Consider the following 23,535-nt stretch of genomic DNA (forward strand, 5'->3'; position numbering starts at 1 on the left):
GAGGTTCCCGATGACTGTTCGCCGGGAAGCCTAAGCGCCAATTTTTAATCTCGACAGAAATGGTATTCTTTAAATTCTATTGATTCAGGTTTTCTTGTTTGCGCAGGTCCGAGCTCCCTTAGGAACTTGAACTGTTGGAATGCAATCTGTAAGGGAACGCAGACTCAACCGAGTCCCGGCACGGCACTGTCGCTCACACCAGCTCGACTTCGGGAAAATCGTCTGGGCCGCCGGTATGGACAATCGCGGAGTATATTGAATGTCGACAATCGCAGCGACGCTATCGAGCAACCGGCCCGCCAACCCGCGTTCCCGCGTCGTTCTCGCGAGTCTGATCGGTACCACAATCGAGTTCTACGACTTCTACGTGTATGCGACCGCAGCGGTCCTCGTCTTTCCGCATCTGTTCTTTCCGCCTGGCAACGAGACTACCGCCCTGCTCTCATCGTTCGCCATTTTCGGAGCGGCAATGGTCGCGCGACCACTCGGAGCGATTTTCTTCGGTCATCTCGGGGACAAGCGAGGGCGCAAGATTACTCTCGTCGGCGCACTCCTCACCATGGGCATTGCAACGTTCCTCATTGGGGTGTTGCCAACGTTTGCCACGGTCGGTTGGCTTGCTCCAGCCCTGCTGGTGGTGTTGCGTCTGGCACAGGGCTTCGCGCTTGGGGGAGAGTGGAGTGGTGCTGCTCTCGTGGCGACCGAGAACGCGCCTCCCGGCAAGCGCGCCATCTTCGGCACCTTTCCCCAGCTCGGTGCGCCAATCGGGATTCATCATCGCCAATGGCTTGTTCCTTGCCATTGCTGCCATGTTGCCCTCAGACGATCCTTCACGGCCGTCCGCAGCGTTTCTCAACTGGGGATGGCGTATTCCCTTCCTGTTCTCCGCCGTCATGGTGGTCGTCGGGCTGTGGGTCCGGCTTCACCTCGTTGAAAGCACCGCGTTCGAAAAGACCGTGAATTCCGGCCAGATCAAAAAGGTGCCTCTGATTTCCGCGTTCAAGACCCATTGGAAGCAGCTCATTCTGGGCACCTTCTATATGCTTGCGACTTACGTGCTGTTCTATCTGATGACCACGTTCTCGCTCAGCTATGGCCGCGCAGCCACCACTGGCCCCGTTGCTGGCCTTGGTTATGATTACACGACCTTCGTGCTGATGATGATTGTTGGCGTGGTCTTTTTCGGCATATTCACCTTGGTCTCCGGCCCATGGGCCGATCGGTGGGGCCGCCGCAAAACCCTCATCTGGGTCACGCTCGCCATCATTGTTTTTGGACTGATCTGGGTTCCCATGCTTTCCTTTGGCACCATCGGGGTAATGGCCTGGCTTATCCTGGGCTTTACTTTGATGGGAATGACGTTCGGCCCGATGGGCGCCCTGCTTCCCGAACTGTTTCCCGCCAATGTGCGCTATACCGGGTCGGGTATCTCGTATAACGTTTCCTCGATACTCGGCGCCGCAGTCGCTCCTTTCGTCGCCATTGCCTTATGGCGCATCGGGGGTGGGAGTCCGTTCTGGGTCGGCTTTTACCTGTCGGCGATGGCAGTGCTTACCTTGATTGCGCTGCTCCTCGGCAAGGAGACCAAGGACGTCGACATCGAGGCCTAATGGCGCTTTTTGTGGCGGCATTTGAATGTTCGATTGAGGCCGGCCAGCAACCTTAGGTATCTGCTCGTATAAGTTGCTTCGACCTCAAGGTGATTGGCTCAAGCAGCAACACCACTGTCGGACCTTCGACAAAGGAGAGAAACTCATCCTTTTGCAGCCGCATGAATGTAAGCTTGACATCGTTGTCTGCGCAGTTCGCGTACGAATTTCCTTCATAAAATCGACCAAGCATGGCTGCCAGAATGCTATCTGCTTCCGGCAGTTTGAATCTTAGTTTGCCTGTCGGCGATCTGGAGATCCCGCATCCCGATTCAATCAGTTTCTCAGCCGCGGCCGACATGGCCTTCAGGACCGGTCCCTCGCCGATAATAATGAAACCAGTCTGATTTGAGGTTCCCATCCCCTTGCCTACCTCAGCAAACTCATCGCTTACGGGTGCATTTCGTAAATGAACGAAAGCACGCTGAAGTTGCACCGTGAGCCGGGTAAGCAAGTCTGCTATCGGGCGGTTTCGCCTAGCGTCTGCCTCTTCCGTCAAAATACTCAACAGAAGCAGGCGAGAGTCGTCACGGACAACGGTGACTCCAACGGCGGATTGGGTCCCCATCGGTACAAGAAAGTCGTTGTAGAATTCCGTTTGCAGAAGTGAGCGGCGGTCCAGCATCTGGTCAGCCACCACGCCAAGACCGACTGGCCTCGACGACGCTTTGTGCATCCAAGGATTTAGCGCCGAATAGTGTCCATTATAGCGGTTAACCTGATCATCGCTAAATCCGGCCGACAGGGCAAAAGATCCTCTTGAGCAGGATGCGTCGTGAAAAAACAGCGTTGCCTTGCCCTCCGGACTGACAGAGGCAAGCCTGGCCAGAAAATCTTGCCATTTCGACTCGCCTGCAAGAGATGCATAGATCAACTCGGTGAGTTCGATTTCGAGGTTGCGCAGCGATCGCGTCATAGGGAGCCTGACTTTTGTGCAGGTGCTCACTCCATCACATTTGGACGGGAAACGCCAAGGGAATAGTGCATCGCTATAATCGCGCCAAACTGCGGGAAAGCGTAATTGTCCGGGTAATGCAGGTAGCAAAGCTACCAATTGTTATGATTGCCAATGTGACAAGGAGCGACCAGTGGCTCCCAAAAAAGGGCGCTTCCATACTTTGCGCCACGAGACCCGCCGTGAGAATCGCCATGCGGCGTTGCTTCGCCATTATGCCGCTGAAATCCTGAGCCAATCCCAACGATCCGCCGAAGACTCTGACATAGGCGGTCAAAGCGGCGAGCAAGGCGCATAGCCAGCCGAGCCAAGGAAATCCCACCGCATATCCGACAGGAACAAGAAACAGGCTATCGCAGATCCGGTCGGGAAATTCGTTGTAGAGAGCTCCGCTCGGTGTTTTCTTCCCGCCTTCGATCGCCACCATGCCGTCCAGGAGATTGCAGGTAAGCCTCATCTGCACGCACACAGCAGCGCAGAGCCAAGCGATCGGATGCGCCACAAACGCGATGAGAGCGCCACCAACAATCGCAAACACAATCGAAAGCAACGAAATGCTGTTCGCGGTTACGCCGGCCTGAGTCAGATACATGCTGAGCCTGATTGCCCAGGAAGACGACCGGCTGGAAATCGGACGGCGCGCGACATCCTCCTCTAATTTACTCATCTGCTTTCCCCATATGAAAACTTGTTGGATGCCAAGTTGGCGCCAACCTAATCGGTTCCGAGATTGCCTTTCCACGTTCGAAAATGAAAGTGGATGCCGGTATTTTACCGCGTTAACGCGCTCCCAGTCGTAAAATACCGATCACGCCGCTTCGTGACAGCGGAGTCCATGCGTTATCCATAAGCGGAACCACATTTGGCGTGGTGCGTTGAGACGTTGCTGCAGCCTCAGAACGGTTTTGCTCAAGCTCTTGGAAGATGTCGATATGATGCAAATTCTTGCGGGACTGGTTTTGGCTCTGGCGGTTACGGGTGTTGCACGCGCCGATGAAGCCGCGTTCCTCCAATCACTCGAGGGAAAGTGGGCAGGCAAAGGCGCTGTCAGGGTGCGGACCAATTCACCGGCGATGACGGTTTCCTGCGCGTTCGACTCGTCTACCACGCGTTCATCATTGACACTCGAGGGCAATTGTACCGGTTTGATCGTTATCTCCCGCGCTCTTGGCGTCAACCTGAAATCGACTGGCGGCAAATACATCGGCTCCTACACTGGAGCGGGTACCGGCGTAGCTCGCCTCGCTGGAAGCCGGCGCGGCAATGCTATTTATCTCGGTATTCGCTGGGCCAAAAATGTAAATGGCGATCGCAGTGCGCAGATAACTCTACAAAAAGTTGGCGATAACGGCATGATGTTGACCACGACCGATGTTGATCCTCAATCCGGCAATTCAGTGGTTACAAGCGAGATAAACCTGCTACGCAATTGAGCACGATGCAACGATCCCGTATTCTCGAGAGGGTCCTCTTTGTATAAGCGGGTGCACCCAGTGGGGAAATATACTTCATGCTGAATGACCGCCGGGATATCGATCTCGCGTTGACCCGCACGGTACATTCAATTCGCCGATCCCGGCTCTTCCAAAGAATGGCAGGCTGAAATGCGTGAAAAATTTCTGTTCAACGGAGCGAGCGATGCCCCGATCACGATACTTCTTGCTCACGGCGCCGGCGCGCCAATGGATTCAGTGTCGATGGAAGCGACCGCGAAGGTTTTCGGCACGGCGGGCTTCCGGGTTGTTCGTTTCGAGTTCGGCTATATGGCGGCCCGGCGCACATCAGGGATACGCAAACCAGCGCCCCGCGCCGAAACACTCAACCCGGAGTACATGGCGGCGGTCGCCGAACTCGGCGCAACAGGTCCGCTGATCATTGGTGGCAAGTCGATGGGGGGACGGATCGCCAGCATGGTCGCCGACGATCTCCATTCGGCCGGGAAAGTCGCCGGGCTTCTTTGCCTTGGCTACCCGTTTCATCCACCCGACAAGCCGGAGCAGCTTCGTACGAAGCATCTCGCCGGGCTGATGACGCCCACATTGATTTGCCAGGGCACACGCGACGAGTTCGGCACCCGAGACGAAGTCCCGGGTTATACACTCTCAGACAGGATCGAACTTCTCTGGCTTGAAGATGGCGATCACGACCTCAAGCCCCGCAAGAGCATATCTGGTTTCACGGCTGCCGATCATTTAAGGACCGTGGCCAAGGCGGTCACGACATGGGCAGGTCAGTTGGCACGCTGATTGTGCGGCTCATTGAGCAAGCACTTCAGCTAAATCCCGCTTTTCTATCGAACGCCGCGTCACACATCTGGAAGCATGTCCGTAAGACATGAAACTTCCTTTGTCCCTATTCCTGACCAATTCCAACTGTATTGATTCCAACGAGTTGAAGCTAAACGCATACATGGCGTAGGGATCGGCAACCACAATGCATCACGGAGATACGAATTGTTCAGTATTCAAAAAGTTATTTTCTCTCTTCTTTTAGCAGGAACGCTGACGACTGCGGCTATTGCGCAAGAACCAGAAATTACTGGAACTTACGTCAACGAGTCTGGGGGCACGAAGGTCCGATTAAGCGAGTGTGAGGCTGGCATTTGCGGGACGATCGTTTGGATGAAAAATCCGGTCAATGACGTTAATAATCCCGACGCCTCCAAACACGACCGTCCGGTGGTGGGTCTTCAGGCAGTCACCCTGAAGTCAACCGGCCCTGGAACGTACTCGGGCTCTCTCTACGATACAGACAGCGGCAAGACCTATGCGGGCAAGGCAAAATTTTCCGATCAGAGTGTTGAACTCTCAGGCTGCGTCCTGGGCGGTCTTATCTGTAAAGCTTCAATTTGGCGTCGTGAGACAGCAACCACTCACTGAGTGTACCTCTGAGACCATCGGATAGCCCGTTCTCGCGGATGACATAGTTCGCTTTTCCAGATGTCTGACATGCAGTGGTGACGGCGCGCAGTGTGTCAGTTGTGGCAAAGACAACAAGCCCTTGCCACAACTGTGCGTTCAAGCGGCGACCGAGATGTCGCTTTCGACAGGAACGGATGCGATTGTCTTGAGAATTTGGGAGGCTATCTGGTAAGGGTCGCCTTGTGAATTCGGCCGGCGATCTTCGAGGTAACCGCGGTAACCGTTGTTTACAAAGCTATGGGGTACTCGGATAGATGCGCCTCGATCCGCCACACCGTAGCTAAAGGTATGTATGGATTGCGTTTCGTGCTTGCCAGTCAGGCGCAAATGGTTGTCGGGGCCATAAACAGCGATATGATCGGCTGTTGCACTTTGGAAGGCACTCATCAACTGCTCAAAATACTCTTTGCCGCCTACTTCCCGCATATACTGTGTGGAGAAATTAGCGTGCATACCGGAGCCATTCCAATCGGTATCCCCGAGCGGCTTGCAATGATACTCGACGTCAATGCCATATTTTTCGGTCAAACGCTGCAATAGATAGCGGGCCAACCAGATCTCATCGGCAGCTTTTCTGGAGCCCTTTCCGAAAATCTGAAACTCCCATTGGCCTTTAGCCACTTCAGCGTTGATACCTTCGTGGTTGAGGCCGGCTGCGAGACAAATATCAAGATGCTCTTCGACGATCTTGCGGGCAATATCTCCGACGCTGCTGTAGCCAACGCCCGTGTAGTATGGCCCCTGTGGCGCAGGATATCCGGCTTCCGGGAAACCGAGTGGACGGCCATTTTTATAGAAGAAGTATTCCTGTTCGAATCCGAACCATGCATTCTCATCATCAAGGATGGACGCGCGCTTGTTTGAAGGATGCGGAGTGACGCCATCCGGCATCATGACTTCGCACATGACAAGAGCACCATTTTTGCGTTCGCTATCAGGATAAATGGCTACTGGCTTCAAAACGCAATCCGAGCTTCTGCCCTCTGCTTGCATCGTTGAGCTGCCATCAAATCCCCACATCGGCAAATCCTCAAGAGCGGGAAAGCTGTCGAATTCCTTGACCTGTGTTTTTCCACGAAGATTTGGCACCGGCGTGTACCCGTCCAACCAAATATACTCGAGCTTATATTTTGTCATTTTTACCTTCCTTGTCTGATGGGGCAGCGATCCAGAGGATTCCACAGATCGGGTACCGCCAGCTTGCACCATCAGACGACGAAGCATTTTTTATGCCAATTCGGGCCATTTCTCGAATTTTTTACACGGGTTACGGCAGCAGGAAGCAAAATGGCAAGATTGGAACGATCGATGACAGGCTGGAGGGGGCCTTAAATCACCCAAGCCACACGAATTATCGAAAAGCTTAGCCAATAAACAACAAGGAGCCGGAGGAATGCACCGCACTCCTCTATGTCAGTGGTGAACGACCCGCATTAAAAAGTGTCACGGTGAATTTTATTTGGGCACTGGAAAGCCGGAGTGGGCACGGTCACATGTCCAGAATGTTTTTCAGCTGGGTGTTGCCTATGCTGCTGTAGTCCAGATCCTCCTCGATATGCGTTATATGTTGAAGGATTGCCTTGGCAGTCTTCTTGCCGTCGCGGTGAACGAGAGCATCAAGAATTTCCTGGTGTTCAGTTCGCGCGCAACTCGATGCGCCAGATTGTCCATAAAGCGCGATGACCAATGAGGAACGCGCCACCAATTCACGCATGAAACGTTCGAGAACCTGATTGCCGGCAACCGACGCAATCAAGAGGTGGTAGTCTCCGGAAGCTTTGATAGCGGCACGGCGCGCAACGGCACCTCTCTGAGCAAGCAGCAATTCCTCTTGAGCAAGATGTTCCCTGAACATTCCAATGACCGTATCGGTCATGCGCTCTGCCGCCCGTGCAGCGATCCCGGGTTCGATCATACGCCGTGCGTCAAAGATTTGCCGGGCCTCTTCCGGTGTGGGATAGGATACCCATGCCCCTCGATTGCGCTCGAGTCGTACCAGCCCTTCGAAAGCCAGCATCTGCAGTGATGCACGGACAATAGTCCGGCTGACATTGAACAACTCGCTGACTTCCGCCTCGACCAGCTTTGCGCCAGGCGCAAGCCGTCGCTCGACAATTGCCGCATAGAGCGCATCTCGGATAGCGCGCGCTTTGTCGCTCTGCGCATCGTCTGTAGCAAGCAAGGTGTTCAATGACTCCATAATTCCAGCCTGTGATTGCCTCTTGTAACCTGATTTGCCCATAAGAACATCCAGTATATTGCACATCATCATGCCGTTGATTGCATACAATTTGGGCGCAGATTGAAAACATGAGTTGATTTTGTGCATCGCACCACTGATCGAGAAATTTACGTAAACCAACTCACAACCGTTGATCGAACCATTCCAGTAACTTAGCGCGGCCTGCGCCAACTGGCACGATATATGCAGAGCTCTTTTCAAGCAGAAGGGGAAAGCTGCATGAACAAAGCCGCCGAAATCGATATTGTTTCAGTTTCGAAAATATACGGCACCACGACGGCCGTGGACACAATCAGCCTCAAGATACCAGCGGGGACCTATTGCTGTCTTCTGGGCCCATCCGGATGCGGCAAGACATCGACCCTCCGCATGATTGCCGGGCATGAGACAATCTCAAGCGGCGACATTCGCCTCGGCAACACTGTTGTTACCGATTTCCCACCGGCGAAGCGTGGAACGGCGATGATGTTCCAGTCCTATGCGCTGTTCCCGCATCTCGACTTGATCGACAATGTCGGTTTCAGCCTGAAGATGAAGGGCGTCGACAAGGAACAGCGCCGTGCCAAGGCGCTCGAAATGCTCAAGCTCATGCAAATGGACGGCTATGCAAAGCGGCGTCCTGCGCAACTTTCCGGTGGCCAGCAGCAGCGCGTCGCACTTGCGCGTGCATTGATCACCGATCCGGAAGCGCTTCTGCTCGACGAGCCGCTCTCGGCACTCGACCCTTTCCTCAAGATACGCATGCGCGCGGAACTGAAGAAACTCCAGACCAGCTTAGGCATTTCATTCGTGCATGTGACCCACAGCCAGGAAGAGGCTATGGCACTTGCCGATCTGATCGTCGTTATGAACGACGGGAAAATTGAACAGGCCGCGCATCCACGCGACGTGTTCGAGCGCCCGGCGACAGCATTCGTTGCGCGTTTCATGGGTGATCACAACGTGATTTCCGGCCGCGTTACGACAAATAAGTCCAAACTCGTTGCTTTCGAACTTCCTGGCGGAATTTCATTGAGCGCCGCCGGGAGCGCCGAAGTCGGCGCGCCAATCGACATCGCTATCCGCACTGACCGCGTTCGCATCAGTGATACGCCAGCTCCAGGTTTCGGCTTCACCGGGATAATCTCCAATCTCGAATATCGCGGCTCATCGGTGAAACTTTCGGTCGCTGGCGCAGGGATCGATGATTTCACCGTGATCGTTAGCGATCAGGCCTTCTTTGATAAGCCCGTCTCAGTGGGCGATGCCATCCCACTCGCTTGGGACACCAATGACGCCATTATTCTCGGCCGTCTCGACTCTTGAACAAACAAATCAACAACAAGGGGAATTGATCATGACAGACACAACCAAACACAGACCAGGCGTGAGCCGTCGTACGTTTCTAAAGACGGGCGCCGCGGCGGCTGGTCTTGCGGCCGGTTCGGGCGCGATCACTGGCTTTCCGACCATCTGGGCGCAGAATATCAAGAATGTAACACTGCGGCAGTTCGGCACCGGGGTTTCCAATCTCAACGACGTCGCGAACAAGGTGAAGGAGGATCTCGGCTTTACGCTGCAGATGACGGCACTCGATTCCGATGCGGTCACGCAGCGTGCCGTAACGCAGCCGGACAGCTACGACATTGCCGACATCGAATACTGGATCGCCAAGAAGGTATTTCCCGCGGGCGTGATGCAACCGATGGACGTGTCGAAAATGAAGTATTTCGACAAGATCGCCCCACTCTTCATCACAGGCAAGCTGACGCCGGAAAGCAAGATCGCCCAAGGCACCGCACCGCACACGGTCGGCTTCGTCGAAAGTGCCGATTCGGTCAAGTTTGCTTCCGCCCCGACCAACTGGCTGACGCTCATCCCGACGATTTATAATGCCGACACACTCGGCATCCGTCCGGACCTTGTCGGCCGCGATATCACGACTTGGGCAGACATCATGGACCCTGCCTATAAAGGCAAAGCGTCGATCATCAACATTCCGTCGATCGGTATCATGGACGCAGCGATGATCTGCGAAGCCATGGGAGTGGTCAAATATGGCGACAAAGGCAATATGACCAAGGAAGAAATCGACAAGACAGTCGCATTCCTGATCAAGGCCAAGGGCGATGGCCAGTTCCGTTCGTTCTGGAAGACGTTCGATGAAAGTGTAAACCTGATGGCATCGGGTGAAGTTGTCATCCAGTCGATGTGGTCGCCAGCGGTAGCTGCCGTGCGCTCCAAGGGCATCGCCTGCAAGTATCAACCGCTGAAGGAAGGGTATCGCGCCTGGGGTGGTGGTCTCGGCCTTGCCAAACATCTGAGTGGTATCGAGCTCGATGCCGCCTATGAATACATCAACTGGTATCTCTCCGGCTGGGTAGGCGCTTATCTCAACCGTCAGGGCTATTATTCCGCGGCGCCGGAAACTGCCAAGAAATTCATGACCGCCGACGAATGGGGTTATTGGATGGAAGGCAAAGCGGCGACCGGCGATATCGTCGCGCCGGATGGCAAGGTCATGGAAAAGGCCGGCGCTGTGCGTGACGGCGGTGCGTTCGAGGCCCGCATGGGTGCGGTCGCCTGCTGGAACTCCGTCATGGACGAGGACCGCTACATGGTCCGCAAGTGGAACGAATTCATCGCCGCCTGATCAGGATAAATTGGCTGCCCTTTTCGAAGGGCGGCCAAACTTCTGCCAAAAGGGATATCGACGTGGCCATGATCGCAACGGACAGCGCGACTGCAGTTTCGGAAGGCACAACCGTGCAACCGAACGTATCCCACAAGATCCGTCGCGACGGCGGATCGCGTCTTACAGCCTATCTTCAGGCAACTCCGCTCGCGGTCCTTCTCGGCGTATTCCTGTTGCTTCCCATCCTCACCATCGGAATGGTCAGCTTTTGGGATTATGACAGCGTCCGGATTTATCCAGATTTTGTCACCTTCAACTATACGGAAACCCTTGGCTCATGGGTGACCTGGAAAACCTATCTCAACACGATCAAATTCACCGTCATTGTCTGGGTGCTGACGATGGTCATTGGCTTCTGGGTCGCCTATTTCCTGGCGTTCCATATCCGCTCGGTAACCATGCAGATGGTGCTTTTCCTCGTCTGCACCGTGCCGTTCCTAACCTCGAATATAATTCGAATGATCTCGTGGGTGCCGTTCCTCGGCCGCAACGGCCTGATCAACTCATCGCTAATCGAGCTTGGCATCGTTCCGAAACCACTGGAATTCCTGCTGTTTTCCGAGTTCGCCGTCGTCCTCGCCATGGTACACCTCTACACCCTGTTCATGGTCACCCCGATCTTCAACACGCTAATGCGCATCGATCGTTCGCTGATCGAAGCTGCGCGCGACGCGGGAGCATCCGGTTTCCAGATCCTCACAAACGTCATCATTCCGCTGGCAAAGCCCGGCATCGCGATCGGGTCGATATTCGTTGTGACCCTTGTCATGGGCGATTTCATCACCGTTCGTTTCATGTCGGGCGGTCAAAGCGCCTCGGTCGGCTTGATGATGGCGAACCAGATTTCTCTGCTGCAATATCCGGCGGCTGCGGCCAATGCGGTGATCCTGCTGATCGTCGTTCTGCTGATTGTCGCCGCCATCCTGCGCGTCGTCGATATTCGCAAGGAGCTTTGACATGCACACCGAGAAACGCTCCCGCGAATTTTATATCCTGGCGTTCTTCTTCACGCTGTTTGTGCTGTTCCTCTATGGTCCGCTCTCGACAATTTTCATCCTGTCGTTTCAGGGTCCATCAGGCGGCCTCACTTTCCCGATGAACGGCAGTTCCGTACATTGGTTCGTGAATCTCTTCGAGCAGCAGGCTGTCGGCGATTTCGGGGGCTCGTTCCGTCGCTCGATGATCCTCGGGCTGATGACCACGACAATCACTGTGGTCGTTTCACTGCTGGCGGGCCTTGCGTTCCGCCGCAAGTTCAAGGGCTCCACTTTTCTGTTCTATCTGGCGATTTCAAGTCTCGTCGTACCGTCGATTCTGATTAGTCTCGGCATAGGTCTGTTCTTTCAAGTGCTCGGCATTCGCCCCGCATGGTATTCTTCCGGCCTCGGTGCGCATCTCACCTGGACCCTCCCCTTTGGCGTTCTCATCATGTTTGCGGTGTTCAATCGTTTCTCGCCTGCTTACGAGGAAGCCGCCCGCGATCTGGGTGCCACATCGTGGCAGACGTTTCGTTATGTCGTCCTGCCCATGATCGCTCCAAGTCTCATTGGCGTCGGTCTCTTTGGCTTCACTCTCTCCTATGATGAATTCGCGCGAACCCTGATGACGTCCGGCACTTTCAACACGCTGCCACTCGAGATTTATGGCATGACAACCAACGTCACGACACCAGTGCTCTACGCTCTGGGTACTGTGACGACAGGATTTTCGTTCCTCGTCATTATTGTGGCATTGGCAGCTATCGTATTGGTTGGCCGCCGGCGCGCCCGTATAATATGAGATCCTCAATGCGCATTCTGGTTGTCAATCCCAATACCACGGCGAGCATGACAGAGACGATCGAAGCTGCCGCACAATTTGTCGCCGCGCCAGCAACCGAGATCATCGCCAAGACATCGAAGATGGGGCCGGTTTCTATCGAAGGTTATTATGATGAAGTCTTCGCTGTTCCCGGGCTCCTGATGGAAATTGCAGAAGGACAGACAGCAGGTGCGCAGGCTGCAATCATCGCCTGCTTCGATGATACGGGCCTCGATGCCGCGCGCGCGATGGCGTCGATTCCGGTTCTGGGTATTTGCGAAGCCGCGGTCGCTACCGCTGCTCTCGTTGCCCAGCGTTTCTCGGTTGTCACTACGCTCGAGAGATCGATTACACCGGTGAAGGGCTTGGTTTACCGCTACGGCATGGCGGACCGCGCGACGGTGCGTGCCGCCAATATTCCGGTGCTTTCACTTGATGATCCAACCTCTGACGCAGTCCTAAAACTGCGCACCGAGATCGAAAAGGCCCTCGCGGAAGACGGTGCGGAAGCAATTGTCCTGGGCTGCGCCGGCATGGCAGATCTCGCACGTGACCTGCAGGCCGAGTATGGCGTTCCAGTGATCGATGGGGTGAGTGCGGCTGTGAAACTTGCAGAGAGCCTTATATGCTTGGGCCTGACCACCAGCAAGCGCGGCGCTTACGCTACACCTCTGTCGAAACCATATCAGGGCCTGATGGCAAGTTTTGCACCCAAGGCGTTTATGTAGCTTGAGTGACCTAGAGGCCGGTGTTTACCCGCGCCAGCTCAATTAGAACTGGAGCAGACGCACCCAACGCCAAAAAAAGAGCCGGACTAAAAAGCCCGGCCTAATTGTGAAGGTCAAAAACCTCCAGAGGGGAACAGCCAACGCGGCAAAATGGGAGGAGAACCGCGTTGACTACCCCTGATGTAGGAGTAGCCTTGATGCTTTACAATGCACTGATTGACGCAGGTCGCCGGGGCGACCTACATCACAATGTCACGCCATCATTTCCGAAGGCCCTTGGCTAAAAATTCAACAACTGCGCGCACACTGGGAAGCTGTCCGCGCCGATGGGTGGTCAAAATGGATGTTGTTACAGTGCCGGCTGTCCAATCCGGCAAAACGCGAACGAGTTCGTGTTCCGCCAAGGCTGTCTGGCAGCTTCGCTCCGGCAGACAGGCGAAAGGCCCGCAATTGACGCAAGAGCTTCCGTTTTTATTTTACTGGTAAATAGCTACCCATAGCCGTTCCTTTGAAAACGCCGATGGGGGTGTATTTTCCTTGCGCTTTTTTGGCATGCCTTGTGGACTGGTATAGCGTTTTTGGGCTGCGATGCGAAAGATGGCATTGGGGGCGCCATAACCCTTATAGCCTTTGCGCTCGACGATCTCGAAGAAGAAACCCTCGCCGTAGTTTGCGCGCGCCTCGTTACACGTTGCGGCACGGCGTCCGTGGCGCGCGCTCATCTCCACGGCGATTTCGACCAGTTCTGCATTGCTTCGGGCCAACCGCTGAAGCCGCCCCTCCTTCGATTTACGAAGTGATTTGAACACATCCGCCTATCGTGAGAGAATTCCAACGTTCGGTGAGACCAGCCTGCGGAATGCGGCAACCTCCGAACGAGGAAACATAAGGAGCCGGGGTCTCTCGGGCTCGATCTGAGAACCTCTCGCTCACCTCTGACGATCCATGTAACTGGCTTTGCCACAGGCTTTGTCAGGTGTGTTTTTTATTGTCCGGCATCGGAAAGGAAACGACCATGGCCAAAATAATCTGTGTTCTTTATGACGATCCGGTCGACGGATATCCAAAATCCTATGCGCGCGACGGCCTTCCAAAAATAGACCACTATCCTGGCGGCCAGACGCTCCCTTCACCGGAGGCCACCGACTTTCAACCCGGAACGTTGCTCGGCAGCGTTTCGGGTGAGCTGGGTCTGCGAAAATATCTTGAATCGCTTGGCCACACGTTTGTCGTCACCTCCGACAAAGATGGTCCGGACTCAGTGTTCGAGAAGGAACTGCATGACGCTGAAATCGTCATCTCGCAGCCATTCTGGCCAGCCTATTTAACTGCAGAGCGCATTGCCAAGGCACCGAAGCTCAAATTGGCGCTCACGGCGGGAATCGGATCGGACCACGTCGATCTTCAGGCCGCGATCGACCGCGGCATTACCGTCGCGGAAGTCACCTATTGCAATTCCATCAGTGTCTCCGAACACGTTGTCATGATGATCCTCGGATTGGTTAGAAACTACATTCCCTCCTATCAATGGGTGGTCAAAGGCGGCTGGAACATCGCTGATTGTGTCGCCCGCTCCTATGACGTCGAGGGGATGCACGTCGGAACGGTCGCGGCCGGGCGTATCGGTCTGGCTGTGCTGCGCCGTCTCAAGCCCTTTGACATGCATCTTCACTATCATGACCGGCACCGGCTTCCGGACGCCGTCGAAACGGAGCTTAACGTGACATGGCATGACACTGTCGAGGACATGATAAAGGTTTGCGATGTCGTGACCATTAACTGCCCGCTTCATCCGGAAACGGAAAACCTGTTCAACGAGAAAATGCTCTCGAAGATGAAACGCGGCGCCTATCTGGTGAATACTGCCCGCGGCAAGATTTGCGATCGCGACGCTGTTGCCAGAGCACTGGAAAGCGGCCAGCTGGCGGGCTATGCGGGGGATGTCTGGTTCCCGCAGCCCGCACCAAAAGATCACCCGTGGCGGACTATGCCCCATCACGGAATGACGCCGCACATCTCCGGAACGTCGTTGTCGGCCCAGGCACGCTACGCGGCTGGAACACGAGAAATTCTTGAATGCTGGTTCGAAGGCCGGCCTATTCGCGAAGAGTATCTGATCGTCGACCGTGGGAAGCTCGCAGGTTCAGGCGCGCACTCCTACAGCGCCGGCGATGCGACGGGTGGATCTGAAGAAGCAGCGCGCTTCAAGAACAAATGATCTTCAGCTGACTGGGTCTTGTTGCGAAGTCTGCGCATCACAATGACGTGCAAGGATATACCCTCGGCAATAGGGCGCCCCTTGGTGCAACCTCTTGAATAATGTTTTGGCCGTAATTATTTTTATTTCAAAGCGTGCAAAGCACGCGAACAGTGGTGCTTTGGTTACGCTTCGTACTTGGAGGTTGTCATGGCAAACACTCTGATGGAAGGAAAGAAGACTCAGGATTGGGCCAACCTGGTCCTGGCGGTATGCTTGTTCATCTCCCCTTGGTTCTTCGGCTATATGGCTGAAACCACGCCGACCTGGAACGCATGGGTCGTTGGCATCGTGCTCGGTGCTCTGACGATTGCGGCGATTTCAGCATTTGCCGAATGGGAGGAATGGGCAAACCTGGTGCTTGGTATCTGGCTGATTGCATCCCCTTGGGTGCTCAGTTTTACAGCCAACGTGAACGCAATGTGGACTCATGTGATTCTTGGACTGCTCGTCGTCGCCGTATCGGCTTGGGCAGTCTGGGACGTTCATCACCCCCACGCTCACGCCTAAACACGGCGCCGGGGCAATTGCTTGCAGGGCCCGCCGCATAAAGCGGCGGGATCCTTCTGCTGTTTGAGTTCATCCGTAGAATCGAACCGCCGAGTGCGTGAATATTGACATTCGCCGGCCACCCCGGCCTCGAAGGACAGGTTCAAGCAGACCACTCGTTGCAAAATTCAAACATAAGCAGCATGACCACTGGGCTGTGCTATGAGAAATTTCAGCGCTGATTGTGGTATTGCCAAGTGAGGCGGGACCAGAATCGTCGGTTTCAGAATGAATTGACGATCTGTCCCGATTGCATCTGTGAGATCATCGTATGTGCATGAAAATGCATGGCGCATTTGATCGCGTAGATTTGCATCACGACGGGGGAGCGCCGGCGTTTGAGCATCGTCCATAGCCGCTGGCGATAGATACGGCGCAATTCCTTGTCCGGAACCCTGCGCATCAACCGCAGGAAAATCCCGAGCGCCTCGAACATCCACAAAAGGTTGAGTTTGGCAAACTGCAACGGATGGCGGCGCAGATGCCGCAGCCGCGTGCGTTCAGGCTCGATGCGCTCTTCGAGATAAAGTGCGTCGAGCCGATCGAAATAGGCCTGTGGTTTGTGAAGGTCGTCCATGACGGCAAGATAGCCATCGCGTAGTGCCTCACGGCTGATATTGAGCGGAATGACATTGGTACCAAAAGGTTGCTGATCAGCGGGATCAAGTCGCCCTTCCTTGAGCAGCCGGGTATAGAGCGGGGTCTTTGGGATCGCCGCCAACATGCCGACCATGGCGTTGACGATGCGCGCCTCCTTGATGAAGGCCCGTTGAGCGTCGAAAATCGAGGCGTCGTCACTGTCAAAGCCGAGGATCATGCCGCACCAGACTTCCAAACCGGCCCGTTGAATAGTGTGGACCCTCTCCAGCATAGTCGCTCCCTTGCGCACATTCTGCAGCTTCTTGGTCTCCCGCAACGCAGCCTCGTTCGGCGTCTCGATGCCGATGAAGACCACGCGAATATTGGTGTCGACCATCAGTTCCATCAGTTCCGGATCGTCGGCGAGGTCGATTGAAGCCTCGGTGACAAAGGTCATCGGATAATCGTGCTCGACCTGCCATGCAATGACCTCGCGCAATACCTCCTTGATCGCCTTCTTGTTGCCAATCAGGTTGTCGTCAACGATAAAGGCCGTATCCATGCCAGTCGCCAGCAAAGCTTCCATCTCCGCGAGGATCTGCCGGCCAGTCTTGATGCGGGGCCTTCGGCCGAACACAACGATGATATCGCAGAACTCGCAGGTAAAAGGGCAGCCACGAGAAAACTGGATGCTGCCGACGGCATACTCATGCATCTTCAAAAGATCGAAGCGCGGCACCGGAATCGTGCTCATATCAGTTTTATCAGTCTGCTCGTAGCGGCGCACATGCCGCTGCTCGGCCCATTCCAGGAGGAACCGCGGCCACGTTTCTTCGGCCTCGCCGATAAAGGCGACATCAACGAGATCCCCGAAGTAAGTCTCCTGCACCGTGATCCATGGGCCACCAATAACGACGAAGCAGTTACGCTGCTTCAATTCGCAAAGGATCTCCTTCATGCGGAACCGTTGGACGATCATACCCGTGAGGCCAACGATATCGGCACTGGCACACAGATCATAGTCGATGGTTTCGACGTTCTCGTCGATAAGCGTGATCGTGTGCTCGGGCGGCGTAAGCGCGGCCAGCAACGGCAGGCAGGCTACCGGCAAATTGGCCTTTGCATCGAAAAGCGGCAGGGCATGTTCCAGCCCCCAATACGACGCTTCAAAACGCGGATTAATAAGCACGATATGAGCCATGCCGATTACCTTCGTTGTATTGCTTGGTTTTTTATGCGTCTTCCATTTGCTAACAAATCTATCAGGCAGGAGCCCTGCACTTTCCGATCGGCAGGGTGAAAAGCCTCCGATAGATCGGCTCTGCAAAACTCGTGTAGGGTTTTTATCAGTCGTGGCTGAGCACAAAATTAGGCCGGCATGAAGCGGAACTGAAATCGTCAAGAAAGATGCGAAGGCGTATTAGTGGCGGCACCAATACCGGACTCTCGGCTGTTGGAGTTCGCCCCATGGTCGAATCACCCGGGAAGCTCATCGGCATTGCCTTGGCACTCCTATAATTCACCTCCCGCGAGGTGTCACAAAGAGTGGGAAGTTGTATAAGATTGCCTCGTTCGATTATCATCCGCCAGGTAAGCCCAATGGATCACCGGACCATTATTGCGTCGTTGACATCGGAGGAGCGCAATCGTCTGACCTCCAAATCAGACCTTGCGGGTCTGCTTCAACTCGCCGTCCATTGGGGCGCAATCATTCTTCTCGGATGGCTGATCGCTGTGCGCACCCCCCTGTGGCCGCTCTTGATGATACCGCAGGGCATTCTGATCGTGTTCCTGTTTACTCTTCTGCATGAGTCCATCCACCGTACTCCTTTCAAAACGCAGTGGTTAAACGATAGCGTGGCGCGCGTGTGCAGCGTCATGATTGTGCTGCCATCGGACTGGTTTCGTTATTTTCATTTAGCCCATCACCGCTTTACTCAGGATCCCGAGAACGATCCTGAGCTAATGTCTCCAAAGCCAGAATCCTTACGGCAGTATTTCGTACACCTGTCCGGCATTCCTGTTTGGTGGAGCCACATCAAGACGCTTGCAATAAACGCTTCGGGGCATTGCAGCGATACATTCGTGCCGGCAAAAGGTCACGGGAAAGTCCGCACAGAGGCACGGATCATGATCGTTGGCTATGCCGTAGTGATCGGTCTTTCCATTTATCTGCAGACGGCAATTCTCGTATATGTCTGGGCCCTGCCGGCGATATTGGGGCAACCTTTCCTGCGCCTTTACCTTCTGGCCGAACATGGCCGCTGCCCCTATGTCGCCAACATGCTTGAAAACAGCAGGACCACCGCCACGAATTGGCTGGTCCGCAAGCTCGCATGGAACATGCCATATCATGCCGAGCACCACGCTTATCCGAGCGTGCCTTTTTACCGGTTGCCGGAATTCCATGCGCTGATTGAAACGCAGCTCAAGCAGACCGAGGTTGGTTATGTACGGTTCCACGCCAAATACATTGAGCAGATCCGTTAGAAATCACTGCTTGGCCACAGCCTGGTTCGCCGTGCACTATCGAAAGGGGTCCATATGAGCAATGCTCTTCCGGAGATCTATCTTGTTCGACATGGAGAAACAGAATGGAGTGCCTCCGGCAGGCATACGGGGCGTACAGACATACCGCTGACACCCGCTGGTGAAGAGGCCGCTCGCCAGATCGCTGACCGTCTGGCGGGCCTAACTTTTTCAGCTGTTTGGTCGAGTCCATCACAACGTGCTTCGAAAACTTGCGCACTTGCCGGATTTGGCTCACAGGCCATAACGAAGGCCGAATTGGCAGAATGGGATTACGGGGCTTACGAGGGATTGACGACGAAGCAGATCCTCGCCGAACGCCCCGGATGGCGTCTTTTTCGAGACGGTTGCCCGCAGGGCGAGCTGGCCTCCGATGTGGGTGCACGAGCGGACCTGATTGTCCGCCAGCTCCGTCAAACCGATGGCACGGTTCTGGTATTTTCGAGCTCTCATTTCTTGAGGGTCCTTGCGGCGCGCTGGCTTGGTTTACCACCTGAAGCTGGCGCGCTCTTCGTCTTGGATACGACAAGCATAAATATACTCGGTTATGAACACGATCTCACTGAGCCCGTTATAAGAAGGTGGAATCAAAAGCCACTCGATCCCGCGAGATAGGGATTTCCAGTGCCACGCATTCTCGGTGAAGAGATACCCGTTGAAATGCCCGTGATCATCTGATTACGTGAAGAGGCGGCTGGACTTTTGGGGGAACCATGCCTTTTTCTCGAACGGAACGACTGACGTATTCGTCGGCTGATTGGCAGATAATGGAGCATGCCTTTGCGCAAGCTTCGGCACTGCTCAAGAGGTCGCCAAAGACCGATCATCGCGCCAACCGCCTGGCACGGACCGTCATGATGTTTTTTGACCGAGGCATGCGCGATCCCGATCTCATCGCAGCTGTGGCCGCCAACCGTGAAATCAGTCTCGAATTTAGAGACAGCGCTGAACGCGGATCTAAGCCAACGATGCGTGAAAGGGTAACCGCCGGACAAATTGCGGCGGCGTTGAATGAGAGCGATAGCGATTCTGGCGATGAGGACGACTCAGCCGAAAAGTCGTGAGTCAAAGCTCGCACCCCACAGGCGGAATATCGAAGAGGTAATAGATAACACGGGAAGTATGCCTATGTTCTTTCGGGTCATGGTTTGGCTGGGATCAGTTGTAGCTCTGAGCGCTTGCGTTTCCGTGGACTATTCCAAACTTCCTTCCGGATCTTTCAGCGGCAGCCTTTTTGTCATGTGGGTCGATGAAGGAGGATCAAGCGGCGATGGAAAGTTCCTTTTCGTGCCAGATCCCAGCGACCCTCTTATATTCCGGCGTTCCGATCCCCAAAGTCCCGGCTCAGTTATTCGCCCTGGCCTAATGTATACGGATGGAGGTTCCATCCCCAAGATCGCGCAAGTGTTCAAAGGCTTGTCGCCTTGGGGCTATGCACCGGCGTACATGATCCATGACTGGATATTTACTGCCCGTCACTGCATCGTTGATGGTGAAGACAACCCGCGCTTCGACCAGGTCCGGGATGTGACGTTCCGCGATTCAGCCGAAATTTTGGGCGAAGCAATTCATGGTTTGATAGCGGAAAAACGTGTACAGCCTAACGACCTTGCCGGAGGTGCGATCACGACAGCTGTTGATAGCGTGGTCGCCAAAAGACTGTGGGATGAAACCGGCGCTTGCAAGGACTTGATCGTCAAGCCCGAAGACGTGGCGGCCGCAGAAGCGGCGATCCCAGGCTCATCCCGACTAGCTGCCAGACGCACCTTCCGCCTGCCCCAAGAAACAGCACCCGTTCCAACGCAACGACGTGCAAAGATCATCACTCAAGTGACGTTCTAAAGCAGTTCGATCGACAAAAATTGGGCTCATTTACTGGGCGTGGCTGGGTATCTGCTTCAGGTATTGGTGAATGGCTTGCACCACCACCGACCCCTCACCCACACCCGAGGCGACGCGTTTGACGGAGCCCGCACGGACATCGCCTACGGCGAATATGCCAGGAGCCGAGGTTTCAAAGGGCGATCCGCTCGTAACAACACCCGCCATGATGCCAGTCTCGATGAAACCGGACTTGTCCAGTTTGACACAACCGTTCAGCCATTCCGTATTTGGAGAAGCACCAATCATCATGAAAATATTCGAGATGGCTCGTATCTCTCTCACTCCGGTCATACGGTTGATCCATGTCACCGTGTTCAAGTATCGATCACCGTCGATCGCAGCAATTTCAGTATGGGGGTGCAACGATATCCGCTGTGATTTTTCAATGCGTTGGATCAGATAGTCAGACATCGTCTCTTTTAAGCCGGGCCCTCGCACCAGAATGTGCAGATGCTTGACTGAATGAGACAGGAACATCGCCGCTTGTCCGGCCGAATTGCCGCCACCAACGACAATCACCTCCTGTTCCTGGCATAGCTGGGCTTCCATCGCCGTGGCCGCATAGTGAATGCCTTGACCCTCGAAGCGTTCGTAATTCAATAGCTCCGGCTTGCGGTAACGGGCTCCGGTGGCAACGACAATCGCTCGGGCCAAGACGGTTTGGCCATCGTCGAGCATGACTCGATAAGGCAGCTTGCCGCAATCCACGGATATAGCCATGCGGGAGATGGCAAGACGCGCCCCAAACTTCTGGGCCTGAACCTGTGCCCGGCCAGCCAATGCCTGTCCCGATATTCCAGTCGGAAATCCGAGATAATTCTCGATTTTCGAACTCGTACCCGCTTGTCCGCCTGGGGCAACCCCTTCGATAACGATCGTTTTTAATCCCTCGGATGCGGCGTAGACCGCGGATGCGAGACCCGCAGGGCCGGCGCCGACAACCAGAACATCATAAATCTCGTTCGGATCAATGAGTTCCGTCAGCCCTAAAACGTCCGCGAGTTGTCCTGTTGTGGGATTTTGCAGGACAGCTTTTCCCGGCGGAACAATGACGGGTAGCGACAGCGAGCAAATCTTCAACGCCGTGACCATTTCTTTTGCGTGCGGATCGACATCTGAATCGACCAGCCTGTGCGGATAGCCATTACGGGTGAGAAAACGCTGCAATCTCAATGTGTCGGCGGCGTGGCTCGGACCTATCAGCACGACGCCAGCCTGACCGTGTTTGATAAAACCGACACGGCGAAGGATCAGTGCCCGTGTTATGATTTCACCGATATCCGGCTCCGCCGACATCATCCGCAGGAAAGAACTGCGCTCCACGCGGACAAGACGCGAATCTTCGCCCGCCCGAGCCGTCACCAGATTCTCGCGACTATTGAACAGATCGAGTTCTCCGGTGAACTCTCGTTCACCTTGCACGGCCAGTACCCTTGGTAAACCATCGCCACCGAGATCGAGTATCTCGATCGAGCCCGACTTTATCAAAAAGAAATCCGTCTGGCGTTCGCCGCGGCTGAACAAAATCGTGCCTTTGGCTGCCTCGATATCGGACCCAAATGACGAAACCCGGTCCATCATCTCTTCATCCAGACGGGGGAAAGTCTGAGCTTTGCGCGCGTAGGGATCGCTCGCATCGGATGAGATGTCTCCGCTAAATTCCGTCTGACTCATAACGGCACTCTCGTTGCTTTGCTATTCTTGCCATATATGGCTGCTTTAGCATTATGGCCGTTTTCGTCTGCGGGACAACGGCGCAGTGTTACATCGACGACATTTGAGGTCGGGTCAATTCCTCGTGTTGGAGGCGCGGTCTCTCAGCAGATTATCGATGCTGCGTGCAATTCAGGTCTGCGCTGCACTCTACACGATTGCTTTGGCCGGATGCTCATCCTGCGAACCGTGGCTCGGGGATACCCTTGATGCCAAGACCCGTGATCGCAAAAAGGCTGCCGCGCAGGACGCCATCTCCCGGAAACCGTGGTAGGGGTGGCTTTGCCATGGATGTCACATAGATGATGTCCAGGTCCGGACCACCGAACATGATACTGGTGACCTTTTTGACCGGCATATCAATGACACGGTCCACTGTCCCATCGGGCCAGTAGCGGACGACCTTGCCATCATAAACTTGTGCATTCCACAGGCAGCCTTCCGCGTCGACCGTTGAGCCGTCGGCGGCACCTCCCGTCGATGTATCGATCTTGGCAAAGGTCCGGCGATTGGACACGTTGCCCGTAGCCTGGTCGTAATCATAGACCCAGATTTCGCCCGACCACGAATCCGCGAAATAGAAGAGGCTTCCATCGGGGCTCCAGCATGGGCCATTCGAAACGATGATATCATCATCGAGCTTGTGCACGCTCAAATCCGCATCAACCCTATAGAGCGCGCCGTTCGGACCACTTTCCATCGTGTCCATTGAACCCGCAACAAACCTGCCCTGCTTGTCGACCTTGCCGTCATTGATGCGATTTTCGGACTTGTCCGGTTCAGGATCATGGATGAGTTCGATGTCGCCTGTCTTGAAATCCAGAAGATGAAACCCGCGCGCCAAGGACACGATGGCGCCATTTCCGTCCTTGCGCAGCGCCATCGAGCCGATCTTCATCGGGACATCCCAACAGCGGATTTCCCTGCCATCGGCCGTGGCGCGAAACACGCGGCCGTCAAAGCTGTCGATCCAGTAAAGCCGCTGTTGTTCGACGTCCCACAGTGGGCCCTCGCCCAGCGTGGTCTTTACGTCCACCACCACGTCGATTTTCATG

22 protein-coding genes and 2 pseudogenes are annotated in these 23,535 nt (G+C 54.9%); 15 read left to right on the forward strand and 9 right to left on the reverse strand.

Annotation, left to right across the window (positions count from 1 at the left end):
• The first annotated feature begins 259 nt into the window (after positions 1–259).
• Positions 260–1,610: pseudogene (locus tag ACSQ3H_RS03485) on the forward strand (MFS transporter).
• 52 nt (positions 1,611–1,662) lie between these two features.
• Here the strand turns inward: ACSQ3H_RS03485 and ACSQ3H_RS03490 are convergent.
• Together ACSQ3H_RS03490 and ACSQ3H_RS03495 are read right to left on the reverse strand one after the other, a co-directional pair.
• Positions 1,663–2,565 carry a helix-turn-helix transcriptional regulator gene (locus ACSQ3H_RS03490; RefSeq protein WP_436115756.1) on the reverse strand — a complete coding sequence of 301 codons (903 nt, stop codon included), beginning with the start codon at positions 2,563–2,565 and terminating at the stop codon, positions 1,663–1,665.
• A 73-nt stretch (positions 2,566–2,638) separates the two neighbouring features.
• Entirely contained in the window at positions 2,639–3,271 is a 633-nt protein-coding gene (locus ACSQ3H_RS03495; protein ID WP_436115757.1) for a CDP-alcohol phosphatidyltransferase family protein, read from the reverse strand.
• Between the two features lie 265 nt (positions 3,272–3,536).
• Between ACSQ3H_RS03495 and ACSQ3H_RS03500 the strand changes: the two genes are divergently transcribed.
• The 3 genes from ACSQ3H_RS03500 to ACSQ3H_RS03510 all read left to right on the forward strand — a co-directional run bounded on the left by ACSQ3H_RS03500 (position 3,537) and on the right by ACSQ3H_RS03510 (position 5,483).
• Entirely contained in the window at positions 3,537–4,037 is a 501-nt protein-coding gene (locus ACSQ3H_RS03500) for a hypothetical protein (RefSeq protein ID WP_436115758.1), read from the forward strand.
• A gap of 171 nt (positions 4,038–4,208) precedes the next feature.
• Positions 4,209–4,850, forward strand: a complete 642-nt coding sequence (locus ACSQ3H_RS03505) for an alpha/beta hydrolase family protein (RefSeq protein ID WP_436115759.1) — start codon at positions 4,209–4,211, stop codon at positions 4,848–4,850.
• 207 nt (positions 4,851–5,057) lie between these two features.
• Entirely contained in the window at positions 5,058–5,483 is a 426-nt protein-coding gene (locus tag ACSQ3H_RS03510) for a DUF2147 domain-containing protein (RefSeq protein WP_436115760.1), read from the forward strand.
• 138 nt (positions 5,484–5,621) lie between these two features.
• On the opposite strand, the gene ACSQ3H_RS03515 is transcribed toward ACSQ3H_RS03510, so the two are convergent.
• Entirely contained in the window at positions 5,622–6,662 is a 1,041-nt protein-coding gene (locus ACSQ3H_RS03515) for a glutamine synthetase beta-grasp domain-containing protein (protein ID WP_436115761.1), read from the reverse strand.
• Positions 6,663–7,014: 352 nt separating this feature from the next.
• Entirely contained in the window at positions 7,015–7,725 is a 711-nt protein-coding gene (locus tag ACSQ3H_RS03520) for a GntR family transcriptional regulator (protein ID WP_436115762.1), read from the reverse strand.
• 261 nt (positions 7,726–7,986) lie between these two features.
• Here ACSQ3H_RS03520 and ACSQ3H_RS03525 point away from each other — a divergent pair, with 261 nt between their 5' ends.
• The 5 genes from ACSQ3H_RS03525 (at position 7,987) to ACSQ3H_RS03545 (ending at position 12,969) form a co-directional block, all read left to right on the forward strand.
• Complete coding sequence (locus ACSQ3H_RS03525; protein ID WP_436115763.1) at positions 7,987–9,072, forward strand: ABC transporter ATP-binding protein; 1,086 nt, start codon at positions 7,987–7,989, stop codon at positions 9,070–9,072.
• A gap of 31 nt (positions 9,073–9,103) precedes the next feature.
• Positions 9,104–10,399 (forward strand): ABC transporter substrate-binding protein, encoded by a 1,296-nt coding sequence (locus ACSQ3H_RS03530; protein WP_436115764.1) that lies wholly within the window; start codon positions 9,104–9,106, stop codon positions 10,397–10,399.
• 68 nt (positions 10,400–10,467) lie between these two features.
• The gene (locus ACSQ3H_RS03535) at positions 10,468–11,397 is read left to right on the forward strand and encodes an ABC transporter permease (RefSeq protein WP_436119336.1); all 930 of its coding nucleotides are present in this window, start codon (positions 10,468–10,470) and stop codon (positions 11,395–11,397) included.
• Between the two features lies 1 nt (position 11,398).
• A complete protein-coding gene (locus ACSQ3H_RS03540) occupies positions 11,399–12,220 on the forward strand; it encodes an ABC transporter permease (RefSeq protein ID WP_436115765.1) in 822 nt (273 codons plus the stop codon).
• Between the two features lie 8 nt (positions 12,221–12,228).
• The gene (locus tag ACSQ3H_RS03545; protein WP_436115766.1) at positions 12,229–12,969 is read left to right on the forward strand and encodes an aspartate/glutamate racemase family protein; all 741 of its coding nucleotides are present in this window, start codon (positions 12,229–12,231) and stop codon (positions 12,967–12,969) included.
• 260 nt (positions 12,970–13,229) lie between these two features.
• Here ACSQ3H_RS03545 and ACSQ3H_RS03550 read toward each other — a convergent pair.
• Positions 13,230–13,403, reverse strand: a pseudogene (locus ACSQ3H_RS03550) (LysR family transcriptional regulator); the annotation flags it as partial.
• A gap of 42 nt (positions 13,404–13,445) precedes the next feature.
• A complete protein-coding gene (locus ACSQ3H_RS03555) occupies positions 13,446–13,778 on the reverse strand; it encodes a hypothetical protein (protein ID WP_436119550.1) in 333 nt (110 codons plus the stop codon).
• A 206-nt stretch (positions 13,779–13,984) separates the two neighbouring features.
• Here ACSQ3H_RS03555 and ACSQ3H_RS03560 point away from each other — a divergent pair, with 206 nt between their 5' ends.
• Positions 13,985–15,187 (forward strand): NAD-dependent formate dehydrogenase, encoded by a 1,203-nt coding sequence (locus ACSQ3H_RS03560; protein WP_436115767.1) that lies wholly within the window; start codon positions 13,985–13,987, stop codon positions 15,185–15,187.
• A 189-nt stretch (positions 15,188–15,376) separates the two neighbouring features.
• A complete protein-coding gene (locus ACSQ3H_RS03565; protein ID WP_436115768.1) occupies positions 15,377–15,736 on the forward strand; it encodes an SPW repeat protein in 360 nt (119 codons plus the stop codon).
• Between the two features lie 262 nt (positions 15,737–15,998).
• On the opposite strand, the gene ACSQ3H_RS03570 is transcribed toward ACSQ3H_RS03565, so the two are convergent.
• Positions 15,999–17,555 carry a DUF4070 domain-containing protein gene (locus ACSQ3H_RS03570; RefSeq protein WP_436115769.1) on the reverse strand — a complete coding sequence of 519 codons (1,557 nt, stop codon included), beginning with the start codon at positions 17,553–17,555 and terminating at the stop codon, positions 15,999–16,001.
• Positions 17,556–17,953: 398 nt separating this feature from the next.
• Between ACSQ3H_RS03570 and ACSQ3H_RS03575 the strand changes: the two genes are divergently transcribed.
• From ACSQ3H_RS03575 to ACSQ3H_RS03590, 4 genes are all read left to right on the forward strand, one after another.
• Positions 17,954–18,844, forward strand: a complete 891-nt coding sequence (locus ACSQ3H_RS03575; protein WP_436115770.1) for a fatty acid desaturase family protein — start codon at positions 17,954–17,956, stop codon at positions 18,842–18,844.
• A gap of 54 nt (positions 18,845–18,898) precedes the next feature.
• Positions 18,899–19,498 carry a histidine phosphatase family protein gene (locus ACSQ3H_RS03580; protein ID WP_436115771.1) on the forward strand — a complete coding sequence of 200 codons (600 nt, stop codon included), beginning with the start codon at positions 18,899–18,901 and terminating at the stop codon, positions 19,496–19,498.
• A gap of 98 nt (positions 19,499–19,596) precedes the next feature.
• Positions 19,597–19,947, forward strand: a complete 351-nt coding sequence (locus ACSQ3H_RS03585) for a hypothetical protein (RefSeq protein WP_436115772.1) — start codon at positions 19,597–19,599, stop codon at positions 19,945–19,947.
• 64 nt (positions 19,948–20,011) lie between these two features.
• On the forward strand, positions 20,012–20,725 hold the full coding sequence (locus tag ACSQ3H_RS03590) for a hypothetical protein (protein WP_436115773.1): 714 nt from the start codon (positions 20,012–20,014) through the stop codon (positions 20,723–20,725).
• 30 nt (positions 20,726–20,755) lie between these two features.
• Here the strand turns inward: ACSQ3H_RS03590 and ACSQ3H_RS03595 are convergent, their stop codons facing one another.
• Both ACSQ3H_RS03595 and ACSQ3H_RS03600 read right to left on the reverse strand, forming a co-directional pair.
• The gene (locus ACSQ3H_RS03595; protein WP_436115774.1) at positions 20,756–22,441 is read right to left on the reverse strand and encodes an FAD-dependent oxidoreductase; all 1,686 of its coding nucleotides are present in this window, start codon (positions 22,439–22,441) and stop codon (positions 20,756–20,758) included.
• 214 nt (positions 22,442–22,655) lie between these two features.
• A complete protein-coding gene (locus ACSQ3H_RS03600; RefSeq protein WP_436115775.1) occupies positions 22,656–23,534 on the reverse strand; it encodes an SMP-30/gluconolactonase/LRE family protein in 879 nt (292 codons plus the stop codon).
• Position 23,535: the final 1 nt, after the last annotated feature.

Source organism: Phyllobacterium sp. LjRoot231, assembly GCF_964253365.1.
Taxonomy (GTDB): Bacteria; Pseudomonadota; Alphaproteobacteria; order Rhizobiales; family Rhizobiaceae; genus Phyllobacterium.